General features: G+C 35.0%; 13 protein-coding genes. 8 read left to right on the top strand and 5 right to left on the bottom strand.

Translation table 11 applies throughout. From position 1 onward, the window contains the following. Positions 1-58: 58 nt before the first annotated feature. The 7 genes from BUC11_RS04520 (at position 59) to BUC11_RS04490 (ending at position 11,276) form a co-directional block, all read left to right on the top strand. The gene (locus BUC11_RS04520; protein WP_073352337.1) at positions 59-865 is read left to right on the top strand and encodes a glycogen/starch synthase; all 807 of its coding nucleotides are present in this window, start codon (positions 59-61) and stop codon (positions 863-865) included. 20 nt (positions 866-885) lie between these two features. Next, positions 886-2,556 carry a BamH family beta-barrel-assembly machinery protein gene (locus BUC11_RS04515; protein ID WP_073352335.1) on the top strand — a complete coding sequence of 557 codons (1,671 nt, stop codon included), beginning with the start codon at positions 886-888 and terminating at the stop codon, positions 2,554-2,556. Positions 2,557-2,565: 9 nt separating this feature from the next. Beyond that, entirely contained in the window at positions 2,566-4,413 is a 1,848-nt protein-coding gene (gene glmS / locus BUC11_RS04510) for a glutamine--fructose-6-phosphate transaminase (isomerizing) (protein ID WP_073352332.1), read from the top strand. Positions 4,414-4,790: 377 nt separating this feature from the next. After that, positions 4,791-7,616 carry a TonB-dependent receptor gene (locus BUC11_RS04505; protein WP_073352331.1) on the top strand — a complete coding sequence of 942 codons (2,826 nt, stop codon included), beginning with the start codon at positions 4,791-4,793 and terminating at the stop codon, positions 7,614-7,616. 34 nt (positions 7,617-7,650) lie between these two features. Further along, positions 7,651-9,144 carry an SGNH/GDSL hydrolase family protein gene (locus BUC11_RS04500; RefSeq protein ID WP_073352329.1) on the top strand — a complete coding sequence of 498 codons (1,494 nt, stop codon included), beginning with the start codon at positions 7,651-7,653 and terminating at the stop codon, positions 9,142-9,144. A 259-nt stretch (positions 9,145-9,403) separates the two neighbouring features. Next, on the top strand, positions 9,404-10,915 hold the full coding sequence (gene atpD / locus BUC11_RS04495; protein ID WP_073352327.1) for a F0F1 ATP synthase subunit beta: 1,512 nt from the start codon (positions 9,404-9,406) through the stop codon (positions 10,913-10,915). A gap of 79 nt (positions 10,916-10,994) precedes the next feature. Then, positions 10,995-11,276: a FoF1 ATP synthase subunit delta/epsilon gene (locus tag BUC11_RS04490; protein WP_073352325.1), complete on the top strand. Its 282-nt coding sequence runs from the start codon at positions 10,995-10,997 to the stop codon at positions 11,274-11,276. A 152-nt stretch (positions 11,277-11,428) separates the two neighbouring features. On the opposite strand, the gene BUC11_RS04485 is transcribed toward BUC11_RS04490, so the two are convergent. The 5 genes from BUC11_RS04485 to BUC11_RS04465 all read right to left on the bottom strand — a co-directional run bounded on the left by BUC11_RS04485 (position 11,429) and on the right by BUC11_RS04465 (position 15,162). Continuing rightward, on the bottom strand, positions 11,429-11,638 hold the full coding sequence (locus BUC11_RS04485) for a helix-turn-helix domain-containing protein (RefSeq protein ID WP_073352323.1): 210 nt from the start codon (positions 11,636-11,638) through the stop codon (positions 11,429-11,431). A 2-nt stretch (positions 11,639-11,640) separates the two neighbouring features. Continuing rightward, on the bottom strand, positions 11,641-12,114 hold the full coding sequence (locus BUC11_RS04480) for a DUF2975 domain-containing protein (RefSeq protein WP_073352321.1): 474 nt from the start codon (positions 12,112-12,114) through the stop codon (positions 11,641-11,643). 66 nt (positions 12,115-12,180) lie between these two features. Beyond that, positions 12,181-12,693, bottom strand: a complete 513-nt coding sequence (locus tag BUC11_RS04475) for a DUF2975 domain-containing protein (protein WP_073352319.1) — start codon at positions 12,691-12,693, stop codon at positions 12,181-12,183. 327 nt (positions 12,694-13,020) lie between these two features. Beyond that, positions 13,021-14,040, bottom strand: a complete 1,020-nt coding sequence (locus tag BUC11_RS04470) for a hypothetical protein (RefSeq protein WP_217651035.1) — start codon at positions 14,038-14,040, stop codon at positions 13,021-13,023. Between the two features lie 582 nt (positions 14,041-14,622). After that, the gene (locus tag BUC11_RS04465; protein WP_073352318.1) at positions 14,623-15,162 is read right to left on the bottom strand and encodes a hypothetical protein; all 540 of its coding nucleotides are present in this window, start codon (positions 15,160-15,162) and stop codon (positions 14,623-14,625) included. 295 nt (positions 15,163-15,457) lie between these two features. Here BUC11_RS04465 and BUC11_RS04460 point away from each other — a divergent pair, with 295 nt between their 5' ends. Further along, complete coding sequence (locus BUC11_RS04460; protein WP_073352317.1) at positions 15,458-16,597, top strand: aminotransferase class I/II-fold pyridoxal phosphate-dependent enzyme; 1,140 nt, start codon at positions 15,458-15,460, stop codon at positions 16,595-16,597. Position 16,598: the final 1 nt, after the last annotated feature.

Below are 16,598 nucleotides of genomic sequence, written 5' to 3'. Positions count from 1 at the left end.
CATAAATTTTTGTAATTTTGCATGGTTTTTATTGCCAATAAATAAAGTAAATTACAATATGAAAGATAAGAGGATATTATATGTATCATCTGAAGTGGTGCCCTATCTTGCTGAAAACGAGGTCTCTTTAATGTCTTATGACGTGCCAAAAATGATTAATGATCAAGGTGGACAGATAAGAATTTTTATGCCAAGGTATGGAAATATTAACGAGAGAAGACACCAATTGCACGAAGTAATTAGACTTTCGGGGATGAATTTGGTAGTGAATGACTTGGATATGCCATTGATTATAAAAGTAGCTTCTATTCCAAAAGAAAGAATTCAAGTATACTTTATCGATAACGATGAATATTTTAAAAGAAAAGCGACGTTTACAGATGAAGAAGGAGTGATGTATCCTGACAATGACGAACGTGCTATTTTCTTTGCTAAAGGAGTTGTTGAAACCGTTAAAAAACTCAATTGGGTACCTGATATTATACATGTTCATGGATGGATGGCCGCGATGTTGCCTATTTACATGAAGCATTTTTATAAAAATGAAGCCTTATTTTCTGAAACAAAGATTGTTACTTCTGTTTACAGTCAGTCCTTTGAAGGAACTTTGAATGTGGAAATGATCAATAAAGTGAAGTTTGATGGAGTTCCCGCTGATGCGATTTCGGACTTGGCCATACCAGATTATGAAAATATTATAAAGGCTACTATAAAGCATTCTGATGCCGTGATTATTGCCTCAGAAAACCTCTCTTCAAGTTTAACAAAATTTATAGAATCTTCAGGAAAACCTTTTTTACCTTTCGCTCCGAAAGATGCATTCGCAGAAGCGTATACTAACTTTTACTTAAACGAGGTTCTTTAAATTAAACTTTTTTAATAAATATGTACAATAATTCTTTTTTTAAGAAAATCCTGATAGTGGCAACTGTTGTGTTTTTATATTCATGTGATAAAGATTACAACGAAGTTGGTGGTGATTTGATTGGTGGAAACAATTTTGATCTTAATAAAGCCTCCTACGGTGTTTTAGGTTACAATCAAAAAACAGGACCAATTCAATCTAATAATCTTGAAGTAAATCCATTGGGAATTTATAGTAATTCAAACTTTGGGGAAACCACTGCGAATTTTAATACCCAATTAACTCTTCCAGTTTTTACCACTGTTGTCAGTTCAAATCCTTATGTTGAAAGTGTTGTGTTAACACTTCCTTATTATACGGATCCATCGCAAACGAAAGTAAATGCCGATGGCAGCCGTGCATATGTTCTTGATTCGATTTACGGCGTGGAAAAGGCTAAAATGAAATTGAGTATCTATGAATCAGGTTATTTCATGAGAGATTCAGATCCTGATTCCGGTTTTCAGCAACAGCAAAAATATTTTACAGATCAAAATACTGAGTTTAACAATTTAAAAAAAGCTACACTTTTAAATGACAGTTCAGATAAGTCTCAAAATGAAGAGTTTTTCTTTAATCCTGAGGAACATGTAGTTGTAACGACAGATTCAATTACTAATGTAAAATCTACGGCTTACACGCCACCAGGTATGAAGTTGAATTTGAGCAGAGACTACTTTAAAACCAGAATTATTGATGCAGTTAATAGTGGTAAATTGGCTTCAAATGATGTTTTCAAAAATTATTTTAGAGGACTTTACTTTAAAATGGAAAAATCAGGAAGCAGTGCTGGAAATTTAGCAATGTTAAATTTTAGAGCGGGAAAAATTACGATTAAGTACAATGAAGATTTAGTGTCTACTACTGCTGCCGGTATTACTACAACGACGAGAGTAAAAAAGACTATTGAGCTTAACTTAACTGGAAATACGGTTAGTTTGTTGAACAATGATTTTACCACCTCTGGTGCTGCTTATGCTGCTTTGCCAAGTACAGGAAATAGAACAGACGGTGATGATAAATTGTTTCTAAGAGGGGGCGAAGGTTCCGTAGCGGTGCTGCAGCTTTTTGATCCTAAAGATCTAAAAGGGTACGATGCTAACGGAGTTCTTACAGGCCCTAATGGAGTTTCCGATGAATTAGATGATTTAAGAAATCCAGCCGATGGTAAAAAGCTTTTGGTAAACGAAGCAAATTTAGTTTTCCATATCGATGCCGATGAAATGTCGTCCAGTAATGAGCCGCAAAGAATTTATCTTTACGATTTTAAAAATAGCCGACCATTAGTAGATTACTCCTTAGATCCTACTTCTAATAGTACTAATCCAAAGAAATCCAAAGCTTTTTTTGACGGTATGATTAAAAAGGATGCAACCAGTAAAAGAGGAGTTACGTATAAAATTAGAATTACAAATCAGATACGAAATCTAATAAATAATAAAGATTCAACTAATGTTAGTCTAGGACTTGTTGTTACTGAAGATATTGGTATAATAGCATCTTATAAAGTAAAAACGCCAAATTCTTTTATTTCTCAGGCCCCAAAAGCTTCAGTGATGAATCCTTTAGGGACGATTTTATATAGCGGAAAATCTACCGTTCCTGTGGAGAAAAGATTGAAACTTGAAATTTATTATACAAAACCTAATTAAACCAAGACTATGTGTGGAATCGTTGGATATATTGGATACAGAGAAGCTTATCCTATTGTAATTAAAGGATTAAAAAGGCTGGAATATAGAGGTTATGACAGTGCTGGTGTGATGTTGTACGATGGTGAAAATTTAAAAGTTTGTAAAACCAAAGGAAAGGTGTCAGATCTTGAAGAGCGAGCCTCAAAGGAAATGACAATCAATGGAAGCATTGGAATTGGGCATACACGTTGGGCCACTCATGGTGTTCCAAATGATGTGAATTCACATCCTCATCTTTCGAATTCAGGTGATTTGGCTATTGTTCACAATGGAATTATCGAGAATTATGCTCCTTTGAAAGCAGAATTAATTAAAAGAGGGTATGTTTTTCATTCGGATACAGATACAGAAGTGCTTGTAAACCTTATTGAAGAAGTGCAGAAAAAAGATAACCTAAAATTAGGTAAAGCTGTTCAGGTAGCTTTAAATCAAGTAGTAGGAGCTTATGCGATTGCTGTTTTTGATAAAAAAAATCCAAATGAAATCGTTGCGGCCCGTTTAGGTAGTCCATTAGCAATTGGGGTTGGAGAAGGAGAGTTTTTCATAGCCTCAGATGCTTCACCTTTCATAGAATATACGGCTAATGCTATTTACCTAGAAGATGGTGAAATGGCAAATATCCGATTGCACAAACAAATGAAAGTACGCAAAATTAAAGATGATTCTTTGGTTAATCCTACGATTCAAGAACTTCAAATGAACTTGGAGCAAATTGAAAAAGGAGGGTACGATCATTTTATGTTGAAAGAAATTTATGAGCAACCTAGCGTTATTAAAGATACTTACCGTGGAAGGCTTCATGCAAATGAAGGATTAATCCAAATGGCAGGTGTTGAAGATAATCTAGAAAAATTCTTAAATGCAGAAAGAATTATTATTGTTGCCTGTGGTACTTCTTGGCATGCTGGTTTAGTTGCCGAGTACGTTTTTGAGGAGTTTGCTAGAATTCCAGTTGAGGTAGAATACGCCTCTGAATTTAGATACAGAAATCCAATTATTAATAGTAAAGATATCGTCATTGCTATCTCTCAATCAGGAGAAACGGCGGATACGATGGCAGCAATAAAACTGGCTAAAGAAAATGGTGCATTTGTTTTTGGAGTTTGTAATGTAGTAGGTTCTTCTATTTCAAGAGAAACTCACGCTGGTGCTTACACGCATGCAGGACCTGAAATAGGTGTTGCTTCCACCAAAGCTTTTACCACGCAAATTACTGTTTTGACTATGATTGCTTTGCGTTTGGCTAAAGCCAAAGGAACATTGTCGAATTCTGTTTTTCACAGCTATTTGCAAGAATTAGAAATTATTCCTGACAAAGTAAAAGAGGCTTTAGAAACAAATGACAGAGCAAAAGAAATAGCTGCTGTCTTTAAAGATGCCCCTAATTGTTTGTATTTAGGTAGAGGATATAATTTTCCTGTAGCTCTGGAAGGTGCATTGAAATTAAAAGAGATCTCCTATATTCATGCTGAAGGATATCCTGCAGCAGAAATGAAACACGGACCGATAGCATTAATTGATGAGCACATGCCGGTAGTTGTAATTGCGCCAAAACAAGGACACTACGATAAAATTGTTAGTAATATCCAAGAGATTAAATCCAGAAGTGGAAAAATCATAGCAGTAGTAACTAAGGGTGATACACAAGTGCGTGAATTGGCGGATTATGTGATAGAAATTCCAGAGACATCAGATGCGCTATCGCCATTGATTACCACAATACCTTTACAGCTTTTGTCTTATCATATTGCTGTTATGCGCGGATGTAATGTAGATCAGCCCCGTAATTTAGCAAAGTCAGTTACTGTAGAGTAAATTTATAGTATTCTATTTTTATACTAAAGCCTCGAATATTCTTTTCGGGGCTTTTTTATGCGTTGTTTTTTCGAGGCACGGTAAAGCCCTGATACTTGGCGATAGTGACAAAAAAATGATAAATTTTTAAGGTTTTATCACTTTTATCAAATATCTAAAAATTAATAAAAATTTTGTGATATCTGTATTTTTTATATGCGCGCATAGTGATATTCTGTTTTTTTGATGCAAATTTTAACATTAAATAATTAAATTCAAATATAGAATAAGTGCAAATGAGGCAAATTAACTGATAAATATGAAATTTTTAAGGTGCTTTTTTATTAATATCAAAAATATTTGTACTTTGGCTTCATAAACCAACAAATTATAACCCAATGAGAGTGTATTTACTTTTTTTGTCATTGTTTTTTTGTAGCCTAACCTTTGCTCAAAACTCAATTTCTGGTATTGTTACAGACAGTAGCAACCAACCTATTCCTGGAGCCAACATTAAGATTGTTGGAGATTCTTCGGGTACAACTACCGATTTAGATGGTGCATTTACATTGCAATCTACAGCAAAGCCACCTTTTACAATTGAGGTTACTAGTGTGGGATATCGATCCCAAAAAATTGCAATTTCTTCAAATAATCAAAAAATTGCTGTAACGCTTTTAGATGAGGAGAATAAGCTAGACGAAATTGTGGTTTCAGCTTCAAGAACTCCTGAAAGAGTGATTGAGTCACCAGTTACTATTGAAAGAATGGGTATTCAACAAATTAAAAACACTACTGCACCTACATTTTATGATGGTTTAGAGAATCTTAAAGAGGTGCATTTTAATACAAGTAGTATTTCCTTTAAATCGATTAATACTAGAGGATTTTCTAGTGTGGCAAATACGCGTTTTATGCAATTGGTGGACGGAATGGATAATTCATCACCTGCTTTGAACTTTGTATTAGGGAATTTAATTGGACTATCGGATATCGATGTTGCTAATGTGGAATTACTCCCAGGAGCATCTTCAGCGCTCTACGGTGCAAATGCTTTTAATGGTATTTTGTTTATGAACAGTAAAAATCCTTTCACAAATCAAGGGATTAGTACGTATGTAAAATATGGTCAGACCACGCAACAGGCTGCGGGTACTAATGATTATTTTGATTTTGGATTAAGAGCTGCCAAAGCGTTTAGTAAGCATTTTGCTGCTAAAGGAAATTTTAATTTTTTGAGAGCGACAGAGTGGATTGCTGCTGATCAAAGAAGTATTACTGGCGGTTCCGTAGGGCACGCTAATAATCAAAATTATGATGGTTTGAACTTGTATGGTGATGAGGTGACAACCTTTATAACTAATGTAGGTCAAGTAAGTAGAACGGGATACCGTGAGCAAGATTTGAATGACAACAAAGTAAGAAGTGTAAAGGCTGATTTTTCTTTGCATTTTAAACCTTGGGAAGGGGAAACTGAAATTATTTTACAACATAAAATAGGTTTAGGTAGTACAATATACCAAGGAGCAAATAGATATGCATTAGGCGATTTCTTCATGCAGCAATCTAAATTAGAAATAAAAGGAAAAAATTTCTTTGTTAGAGGATATGTGACTGACGAGGATGCGGGAAATTCTTATGATATGCGTTTTGCTGCTTGGAATGTTAACAGAGCTGCAAAATCAGATACAGAATGGTTTACGAACTATGCTACGGCATACCAACTTTCGGGTGCTGTTTTAGGAACTAACGCACAACAATCAGCTGCAAATGCGAGAAATTATGCTGATTTCAATATTAAACCAACAGGGTTGCCTTTTTTACCAACTCCAGCGGGAAGTGCAAGATTTGAGCCGGGTTCTATCCAGTTTAAGAATGCTTTAGCTGCAGCAATTGCTGAGCCAGATTTAACAAAGGGAGCTAAATTTATTGATCAGTCAAAAATCTATCATTCAGATGTGAATTATAATTTTAAAGATTTAGTGAAATTTGCTGAGATTCAATTAGGTGGTTCTTTTAGACAATATGAAATGAATTCTCAAGGAACAATCTTTACTGATTTTGATGGTCCTTTAAGATATAATGAATATGGTGCTTACGGGCAATTGACTAAAAAATTCATGGACGACCGCTTGAAATTTACAGGATCAGCGCGTTACGATAAAAGTCAAAATTTTAACGGAAACATTTCGCCACGTGTATCCTTGGTGTATTCTGCTGGGGAAGCTAAAAGACACAATTTTAGAGCTTCATATCAAACAGGATTTAGAAATCCTACAACACAAGATCAGTACATTGGTCTTGACTTAGGGCCGTTTGCTTTGATTGGTTCTGCTCCTGAGAATTTAGATCGTTTCACAGAGGTTAGAGGAGTTAGTGCTGCAAGTCAAGCATTGGGAATACCTGCAACTTTGACATTAACAGGTCAAAATGCATACAATAATTCATATACTTTAACTTCGGTACAAGCATTTAGTGCTGCCATTGCCGCCAACCCAACAAATGTTCCTGCAGCAGCAGCTTTATTGAAAACGGCTAATCCTAGATTAGTTAAACCAGAAGAGGTACAAGCAATCGAACTGGGGTATCGTTCTGTTGTAAACAACGATTTATCAATTGATTTGAATGGGTACTATAATATTTACAATGATTTCATGAATACTTCAAGAGTAATCAGCCCGTATTATGGAGATGTCAACACAGTATTTGACTTTGGCAATCCAGCTACATTGGCTACACTATCCGCTTTAGGAAATGGTGACAGAAGAGTTTATCAAGTTTATACTAATACAACTGCAAAAATTACTTCATTAGGTTTTGGTGTAGGTTTATCTAAAAAAGTATATAAAGATTTTGAATTGGGCGTGAATTACAATTATGCTGAATTTAATTTTAACCAAGAAGAAGATCCTAGTTTTGTAGCTGGTTTCAACACTCCAAAACACAGAGTAAAAGCTTCAATTGGAAATTCAAGATTGTTTGAAAACTTTGGTTTCAATATAAACGCAAGATACAACACGGAGTATTTATGGCAGTCTTCTTTTGCTGATGGGATTGTTCCAGAAAACACAGTGTTAGATGCTCAAATTAACTATGGTTTTCCTAAATTAAAATCAGTACTTAAAGTAGGTGCTACTAATATTGGTGGAAAGGATTATATTCAAGTAATTGGAGCGGGTGCTATAGGTCAACAATGGTTTGCTTCATGGACAATCAACCCATAAAACTAAAAAGGGCAATAATTTTAAAAAATATATTATGATAAAAAATTTCAAATGGCTGTTGTTGATTTCGCTAACCTTCGCAGCATGTAATAACGACGATGAAGTAGTTGTCGAAGAGCCGTTAACAGCGGGTACAGCAGATTTTTCGAAATTCGTTGCCTTAGGAGATTCATTTGCAGCTGGATACAGTGATGGAGCGCTTTTTAAAGCGGGTCAAAAAAATTCGTATCCAAACATCATGGCTGAGCAGTTTGCTTTAGTTGGTGGAGGTGCTTTTACAAATCCATTCATGGCAGAGGACAATAGAGGAGGTTTTTCTATTGGTGGGAATCAAATCCCTCAGTTCCCAACGCGTTTGTATTTTAATGGAGCTGGACCTGTAAATGTTTCTGGTGTTTCAGGGACTGTTTTTGGTGCTAGTATCTCTGGATATTACAGTAATATGGGTGTTCCAGGTGCAAAAGCAATTCATTTAGGAGTAGCAGGTTACGGTCAAGCAAATCCATATTTTGGACGATTTGCTAAAACGGCAATGTCAAGTGTGCTTAAAGATGCTACGGATCAAAACCCAACTTTTTTCTCCTTATTTATTGGTGGAAATGATGTTTTGGGATATGCAACTAATGGGGGTGTGCCAACGTCACAAGATCCAGTGTTAGGGAATGACATTACGCCTACAGGTACTTTTAATGCGGCTTATAATGCTTTAGCGACGACTCTTGCTACTGGAGGCAGAAAAGGGGTTGTTGCAAACTTACCGTATATCAATAATCTTCCATTTTTTACAACAGTTCCTTTTAATCCAGTACCGTTAGATGCAGCTACAGCAACACAGTTGAACACGCAGTTGTTGGGACCTGTCAAACAAATTCTTACAGCTTTGGGTGCAGGCACTAGAATTAAAACATTAACTGCTTCGGCTACAAATCCGCTATTGATAAGAGATGAAACCTTAGTGAATTATAGCGCTCAGATTACTGGTGCATTAGTAGCTGCTGGAGTTTCTGCTGGTCAAGCAGGCTTAATGGGTAGTTTATATGGGCAGGCACGTCATGCTAATGGTGGTGCAAATGTGGCAAATAAAGATTTTATATTACTGACTACTAGAACCGTTATTGGAACGCCACAAGCTGGAATTCCAGCTCCTTTTAATACAGTTGGGGTGACTTATCCTTTACAAGATAGTAGAGTTTTAACAGCTTCAGAGGTTTTAGAGATAAAAGTAGCTACAGATGCTTATAATGTAACAATTAAAGCTGTTGCAGAATCTAATGGGTTGGCTTTTGTTGACGCTGCTTCCGTTTTGAATCAGTTGAACAATGGCGGAATTCGCTTTGGTAATTTTCACATGACTGCTGCTTATGTGACTGGAGGTACTTTTTCTCTGGACGGAGTTCATCCAAGTCCTAGAGGTTATGCTCTGATTGCGAATAAATTCATAGAAGCGATTAATGCTAAATACGGTTCTAATCTTAAAGGGGTTGACTTAGGTTTATATGGAATTCAATATCCAGCGACAATTCAATAATTAAAATTCATTTTTTTTACAATAAACAGCCACCCGTCTTTTGACGTGGTGGTTGTTTATTTTAAGGATATTGCTGTCTTTTGTCCGTTTCTTGGTCATTTCTATGCAAACTATTAAAAATATCCTTTTTTTATCGCAAAAGGTGTTGATTTTTTATTTTAAAAAATTATCTTTGCGCTCTGAAAAAGGCATTTAATCGATACGTTTCGATTAGTACTAATTCATAAACCTAAATAGCTATTTAATAAACACATAAGTAATGTCAAAAGTAATAGGAAAAGTTGCCCAGATCATTGGACCAGTAGTTGACGTAGTTTTCAACGGTAAAGATGTTGAACTTCCAAAAATTTATGATTCGTTAGAAATCACAAAAAAAGATGGTACTTTATTGGTACTTGAAGTACAATCTCACATTGGTGAAAATACAGTACGTACCATTTCGATGGACTCAACAGATGGTTTGAGCAGAGGTTATGAAGTAGTTGGAACAGGGAATCCTATCCAAATGCCAATTGGTGCCGATGTTTACGGTCGTTTATTCAACGTAATTGGAGATGCAATCGACGGTTTAGGTAATTTACCAAAAACAGGAGAAAACGGAATGTCTATTCACAGACAAGCACCAAAATTCGAAGATTTATCTACTTCTTCTGAAGTTTTATTCACCGGTATTAAAGTAATCGATTTAATTGAGCCTTATTCAAAAGGAGGAAAAATTGGGTTGTTTGGTGGTGCAGGTGTTGGTAAAACAGTATTGATTCAGGAGTTGATTAACAATATCGCTAAAGGTCACGGTGGACTTTCTGTATTCGCAGGAGTAGGGGAAAGAACACGTGAAGGGAATGATTTGCTTCGTGAGATGTTAGAGTCTGGAATTATAAAATACGGGGATGAATTCATGCACTCTATGGAAAATGGAGGATGGGATTTATCTAAAGTGGATATGCCAGGAATGAGAGAGTCTAAAGCTACTTTCGTTTTCGGTCAAATGAATGAGCCACCAGGAGCTCGTGCTCGTGTAGCACTTTCTGGATTATCTATTGCGGAGTATTTCCGTGATGGAGCAGGAACTGATCAAGGGAAAGATGTATTGTTTTTCGTGGATAATATCTTCCGTTTTACGCAAGCAGGTTCTGAGGTTTCGGCACTTTTAGGTCGTATGCCATCTGCAGTAGGATACCAACCAACATTAGCAACAGAAATGGGTGCTATGCAAGAACGTATTACTTCGACAAACAAAGGGTCTATTACATCTGTACAAGCGGTTTACGTGCCTGCGGATGATTTAACGGATCCAGCTCCGGCTACAACTTTTGCTCACTTAGATGCAACAACAGTATTATCTCGTAAAATTGCGGAATTAGGTATTTATCCTGCGGTAGATCCATTGGATTCTACTTCAAGAATTCTTACTCCTCAAATTTTAGGTGATGAGCATTATGACTGTGCACAAAGAGTAAAAGAAATTTTACAAAAATACAAACAATTACAAGATATTATCGCAATCCTTGGTATGGAAGAATTATCTGAAGAAGATAAATTATCTGTTTCAAGAGCGCGTCGTGTACAACGTTTCTTATCTCAACCATTCCACGTTGCAGAGCAATTTACAGGATTGAAAGGAGTTTTAGTTGATATCAAAGATACCATTAAAGGATTTAACATGATTATTGACGGTGAATTAGATCACTTGCCAGAATCAGCTTTTAACCTTAAAGGGACTATTGAAGAAGCTATCGAAGCTGGAGAAAAAATGTTAGCGGAAGCTTAAAAATTAGTTTTAAAGTTTAAAGTTTAAGATTCTCAAGTAACCTTAAACTTTAAACTTTTAAGCTTTAAACTGAAAAATTATGTTATTAGAAATAGTGTCACCAGAAGCAAAATTATTTTCAGCTGACGTAACTTCGGTTACATTGCCAGGAGTTGATGGAAGCTTTCAGATTTTAAATAACCACGCACCAATCGTTTCTATTTTAGGAAAAGGTGTAGTGAAAATTACAGCTTCTAACTTTGCTTTTGCAAAAGAGGTTGCAGGTAAATTTACTAAACTAGATGCTCAAAATTACACCCTTGCTATCAATTCAGGAACAATTGAAATGAAAGACAATAAAGTGATTGTTTTAGTAGATTAAGACATGTCAAAATAAAAAACAAAAGTCATACAGTAATGTGTGACTTTTTTTTTGGAGCTATTTCCAGCTTTACGTTTCAATCTTTTGCTTTTTAAAGAAAAAAGCAAAAGGATTTCCACTGCTATCTGGGCTAGGGATTTGACTTTTCCAGATTATTCTTCTTTTACAAACTCCATAATGTCCCCGGGTTGGCATTCCAGAATCTCACAAATTGCCTCCAAAGTAGAAAACCGAACCGCCTTTGCTTTTCCGGTTTTCAAAATAGAAAGGTTAGCTGTTGTGATTCCCATTCTTTCAGCTAATTCATTCGAACGCATTTTTCGCTTGGCAAGCATAACATCTAAGTTGATAATGATGGGCATGGCTATATTGTTAGATTGTTTTCTGTCTCGATGGTGTTTCCTTTTTTAATAACATCAGAAAAAGCCAATAAGCCAATCCCTATTGCAAGTAATAGTAGATACATAATTATATCAGATAGTGTTTGTTCTTCTGGGGAATGATACATTACCAACAGACTAATGATGATTCCAAAGAGGCTAATGAATAGCAGCAAGTAACCACTTTTTTTAAATCTATCAGAGCTTTTGACGTTAAAAAAGCCTTCTTTAATAAATGCTTGCAGCCCCTTTTGAATATTAAATAGGGCAAATAGTACTATCGCTATTCGTACTAACATAATATAGGGACTGAAATGCCCAAAAAGGGAATCTTTGTACATTAAAGTTCTTGCTTCATTAGATAGGTTATAGCGCAAGCATTCGTTTATGGGGATAGCCAAGAGTAAAATCCCTATAAATATTTTTAATACCCAATTCAGAATAATTATTTTTTTCATCTTATTTCAATTTTTTAATCTAGTTAATTGCTGATTTTAATCGGAGGCTGTAATTGATTAGTAGTGCTAAATTGTTAATTCGTTTTCTTCCTTTATATTCTTAGCTATTTTGAAAACCTCACTAATCACCATGAAAAACAATCCCAAACTAATTGAAATTAAGAAGGAGTCATAGCTTCCAAATTCTATTGAGAAGCCTACAGTGCCTCGATTGATGTAAGTAAAGATAAATAAGGATAGATGGCTAATAAGCGAAGAGCTGATAACTAATTTACCGATTAAATTAAAATTTTCTATAACCTCAGATTTAAAGATTTCTTTTCTTTGGAAATATCCAACCACTTTTCTCAACACGTAGATGCTGTATAAAAAGAGAAATCCACTGATCACATTTGCTAAAATAATCAGCTTAGAAAGTAGCGTAGTAGGTGTTATTACGTTTCCCTTTATTTTTACAGGGATATCCATATTAGAATCAAATAAATAAAAAGTTAGCAAAATCAAAATTCCAATTCCGCTGATTAAAGAAAAAAACCAGAAAAAGTCCAAAACAGCTCTCAAGATTTGTAATTTTTTCATTTTTATAAAGTTATAAGTTGTGACAAATATATGATAATTATTGATAAACAATAATTAAATATTCTAAAACAATAAAATTTTTTAAAGATTAATTTTAGGAACTTTTATTTTATTCTAATTCTAAGATTGAAACTATGTCAAGAGAAGTCGATTTATAGATTTTCATTAAAAAAGCCTAACAGGTTTCCAACATCTGTTAGGCTTGAGTTGATAAAGAATTTTTAAACAAACCTTTAAACAAATTATCAACCGTGAAAATCAATATGGATTCTTTTTAATTCATTTTTCGCATGTGTGTTTTAATGATGTTTTAGAAACTGTTTGTAGCTAAAATCTAGTTGATATACCAATGTTGATAATATAATCAGCAAATGCCGCGTCACCTTGAACATGAGTTCCTGTTTTGATCGAATTTTCTTTGTCGGTTACACTTTGCGTACGATTGCGAACTACTGCAAATGGTACAGAAGCAAATACTATTACTTTTTTATACTCATAGTTTAAAGAAGGTTCTACGGACCAAATGTATCCAGGACGACGGAAATCTCCGCTTCCACCCACGAGATCATTCACAGGGATTCCTTCTAATCTAACTCCTGCGGCTACAGACAAACCTTTTATTTGATTCACGGAATAAGTAAAACCTGCTCTAAACATATATTGATCTGGAACACTCATAGTCGCTTCGTTGGCTAATCGTGATGCTAACGTTTCTCTGTAAGTTCTTGTACCGTTTTGCTCGCGTGGATTTATTAAATAATAGAAATTTCCGTAAACGCCAAAGTTTTCTATGAAGTTGTAAAATGTATTTACTTCAAAAGTAAATCCGGTTCCGCCGTCTCCCAACTGTATGGATTGATCTACTGGACGCAACTCTTTTGTCCCGTTTGGACCTACATTGTAAAAATAATCTTTATAGTTGTAATCACCGGTTGGTAACTTTATCCCTAATCCTAATTGCAGATTGCCTTTAGCGTATTTTGTCGGATCTAACATCCATCGGTAAGCGGCGAATCGGATGTCGCCTATTCCAAATGAACTAGTAGAGTTGCGTTCTCTTTTTACGTAAGTGCCATTGACTAATCCATGTTCGTATAAGGAGGAACGAACATTGTTCGAAATAGGAAGATCGACCATAACGGACCAGCGGTTGTTTAATATTCTGGTTAACGAAAGATTGAAAACAGAGGTATAATTGATTACTTCTGTTTTTTTGAAGCAACCTATCTTTGTTTTCTTTTCTTCCTGAAAAGTGTCTAAATGATCTAAAATAGCGACCGCTGCTGGCAAATTGCCATCCGGAAACGGCACTGCTGTCAGCGTGAATCGACATGCAACTTGTCGCATTCCCTTTGATAGCCACACATCCTTGCGCAGCTGTTGTTTCCGAATTAAATGCCATTGTTACAAATAGGATAAAACTACAAACGGATTGTAATGGAGATAGATTTTTCAATTTTTGGTTTTTTTTGAATAGTTACTGATATAAAATAAGCCTGTAACAACTTCTTCCAGAAAGGAAGTCATTTTTTAAAATAGTGGTTTGTTGATGAAATGTTTCACTTTAAAACAAGAATTACAGTTGACTTTCTCCAAAAATGTACATGTTTTTAGATGGAAATTCGATGAATTAAAGCATTTCTGTGAAATAGTGACGCTGTTCAAAATCTAAATTTGCTATCAATTTAATTCAGGATACTACAAGCTAGTGCTACAAAACAAACCAGAATTGAAATATAGTATGCCGATGAAATCATCTAAAAAAATGAAATCAGAAAACACAAAAGTTTATTTCGTATTTTTTTGCAGGCTTAATTTCTAATGAAAGGTTTGATAAATGTACAGCTTTAGCCAAAAAGCAATCGTGAAGTATCTTGGCTTTACAAATGCCAGATCAAAGCGAATGATTTCACTAAAATGAAAGAGGATTTAAGCGAAATCGGGTGGTGAATATGACACCGAATAGTACCCGGAAGCAAGTGCTTGAGTTGGAGTAATGATAGATTCAATTGAATGTAGGATTGTTTTTGGAGAAAAATTCAGGCAAACAGTAGTGTTTGGAATATAATCTTGAAGAAAAGACTTCATGAGTTTTTTAACCGGAGACTCTTTTGATGAAGACCCGTTGAATAATTGATTGTCTACAATGTCTTTTAAATCTTGACTGATCGCATCTTGATGTGAATTGCGCAGGTAGTACAAACTAAGTATGTTGTTTTGAATTCTTTTCTTGAAAATATGGTAGCTTTTATTGTTAATGACAACATCTTCATTGACATACTCAAAATCAGTGTCTTCGATAAATGAGTATAAAGTGGCGTTCAACTCGATTACTTGAAACTCTGAATCGTGTCTTTTTTCCATAGCAGCTACCCACGCTTGCTCTTCTTGATAAGCAAACATAAGATAGTAACCCATCGCATTGTAGAATAAAGTTACGAGTAAGAAAAGTGATGCAATTCGTTTCATTGTCGTCGAAAGTAAAAAACTATTCAATACGTTAACAGTTCTATTATTTATTTTAAGTTTTTTTTAACACATTTTCATGAAATTTGAAAATCGAAACCGTTTTCGTAAAAAATTGTATAATATTTATCTATTCTTTTATTGTAATTGTTAAATCATAATTAAATTATTGCTTCATGAAAACCGAAATAATTTTTATTCATCAATAAAAACAGATTTTTTTTGAAATTTTACTTAAAAACGAAACAAATAACACACAGAATTCATAAAACAAAAAAGATGCTTATTTTTGCAGACTATGAAACAATTTCCAGAGAATCTAACAGGCAAACTTCAAATTCGAAAACAAGCTAATGCTTTACGAAAGTTACCCATTTCAAGTAATTTAATTGATTTTGCTTCGAATGATTATCTTGGATTGTCGAAGTCGGAATGTATTTTTCATAAAACACATCAGTATTTAATAGATAAAAAGTGTGTTCAAAACGGTGCGACTGGCTCCCGACTGTTGTCAGGGAATCATAGTTTATTTGAGGAAACAGAAGACGTTATTGCTACGTTCCACCAATCAGCCACCGCCTTAATCTTCAATTCCGGTTACGATGCCAATGTTGGTTTTTTTAGTGCCGTTCCACAAAAAGGCGATTTGATTTTATACGATGAATTGTGCCATGCTTCTATTCGGGACGGAATTCAATTATCCAATGCCAAGGCCTATAAATTCAATCATAATGATTTTGAAGATTTAGAAAAGTTAATTTTAAGGAATCCAGACACCACTATTTATATTGTCACCGAATCTGTTTTTTCTATGGATGGCGATTGTCCAAATCTAGAAGAATTGGTTTCGGTTTCAACTAAACACAATTGTTATCTTGTTGTTGATGAAGCACATGCTTTGGGAGTTTTTGGTTCAAAAGGTGAAGGATTTGTTCAAATGCTGGGATTGCAAGAGCATTTTTTTGCTCGCATTATGACTTTCGGGAAAGGATTGGGGTGTCATGGAGCCGCGATTTTAGGTTCGGTTGAATTGAGGGATTATTTAGTGAATTTTGCCCGAAGTTTTATTTATACCACAGGGCTTTCGCCGCATTCGGTAGCCACGATTTTGGTAGCCTATCAATTTTTAGAAAAAGATAAAAAAAATATAGAAGTACTTCGAGAAAACATCATTCAGTTCAATCAAGAAAAGAATATGTTGGGATTAAAACCACTTTTTGTCCGAAGTAAATCCGCGATACAATCGGCTATTGTTCCAGGAAATGAAAAAGTAAAAGCAATAGCCAGCCAGCTTCAAGAAAAAGGATTTGATGTGAAAGCAATTCTTTCGCCAACCGTTCCAGAAGGTCAGGAACGACTTCGTTTTTGTTTGCACAGTTATAATTCGCATGAGGAAATATCCGAAGTGTTGCGATTGTTGAGTACTTTTGTTTTTTAGC

The organism is Flavobacterium xanthum, assembly GCF_900142695.1.
GTDB lineage: Bacteria > Bacteroidota > Bacteroidia > Flavobacteriales > Flavobacteriaceae > Flavobacterium > Flavobacterium xanthum.
This window is presented reverse-complemented; position numbering and strand designations above follow the sequence as displayed.

Coding starts and splice junctions, on each gene's coding strand:
- glmS (WP_073352332.1), top strand. CDS start 2,566: ATGTGTGGAATCGTTGGATATATTGGATACAGAGAAGCTTATCCTATT.
- BUC11_RS04505 (WP_073352331.1), top strand. CDS start 4,791: ATGAGAGTGTATTTACTTTTTTTGTCATTGTTTTTTTGTAGCCTAACC.
- BUC11_RS04480 (WP_073352321.1), bottom strand. CDS start 12,114: ATGAAAAAAATAATTATTCTGAATTGGGTATTAAAAATATTTATAGGG.
- BUC11_RS04490 (WP_073352325.1), top strand. CDS start 10,995: ATGTTATTAGAAATAGTGTCACCAGAAGCAAAATTATTTTCAGCTGAC.
- BUC11_RS04475 (WP_073352319.1), bottom strand. CDS start 12,693: ATGAAAAAATTACAAATCTTGAGAGCTGTTTTGGACTTTTTCTGGTTT.
- atpD (WP_073352327.1), top strand. CDS start 9,404: ATGTCAAAAGTAATAGGAAAAGTTGCCCAGATCATTGGACCAGTAGTT.
- BUC11_RS04460 (WP_073352317.1), top strand. CDS start 15,458: ATGAAACAATTTCCAGAGAATCTAACAGGCAAACTTCAAATTCGAAAA.
- BUC11_RS04515 (WP_073352335.1), top strand. CDS start 886: ATGTACAATAATTCTTTTTTTAAGAAAATCCTGATAGTGGCAACTGTT.
- BUC11_RS04520 (WP_073352337.1), top strand. CDS start 59: ATGAAAGATAAGAGGATATTATATGTATCATCTGAAGTGGTGCCCTAT.
- BUC11_RS04485 (WP_073352323.1), bottom strand. CDS start 11,638: ATGCCCATCATTATCAACTTAGATGTTATGCTTGCCAAGCGAAAAATG.
- BUC11_RS04500 (WP_073352329.1), top strand. CDS start 7,651: ATGATAAAAAATTTCAAATGGCTGTTGTTGATTTCGCTAACCTTCGCA.
- BUC11_RS04470 (WP_217651035.1), bottom strand. CDS start 14,040: ATGCGACAAGTTGCATGTCGATTCACGCTGACAGCAGTGCCGTTTCCG.
- BUC11_RS04465 (WP_073352318.1), bottom strand. CDS start 15,162: ATGAAACGAATTGCATCACTTTTCTTACTCGTAACTTTATTCTACAAT.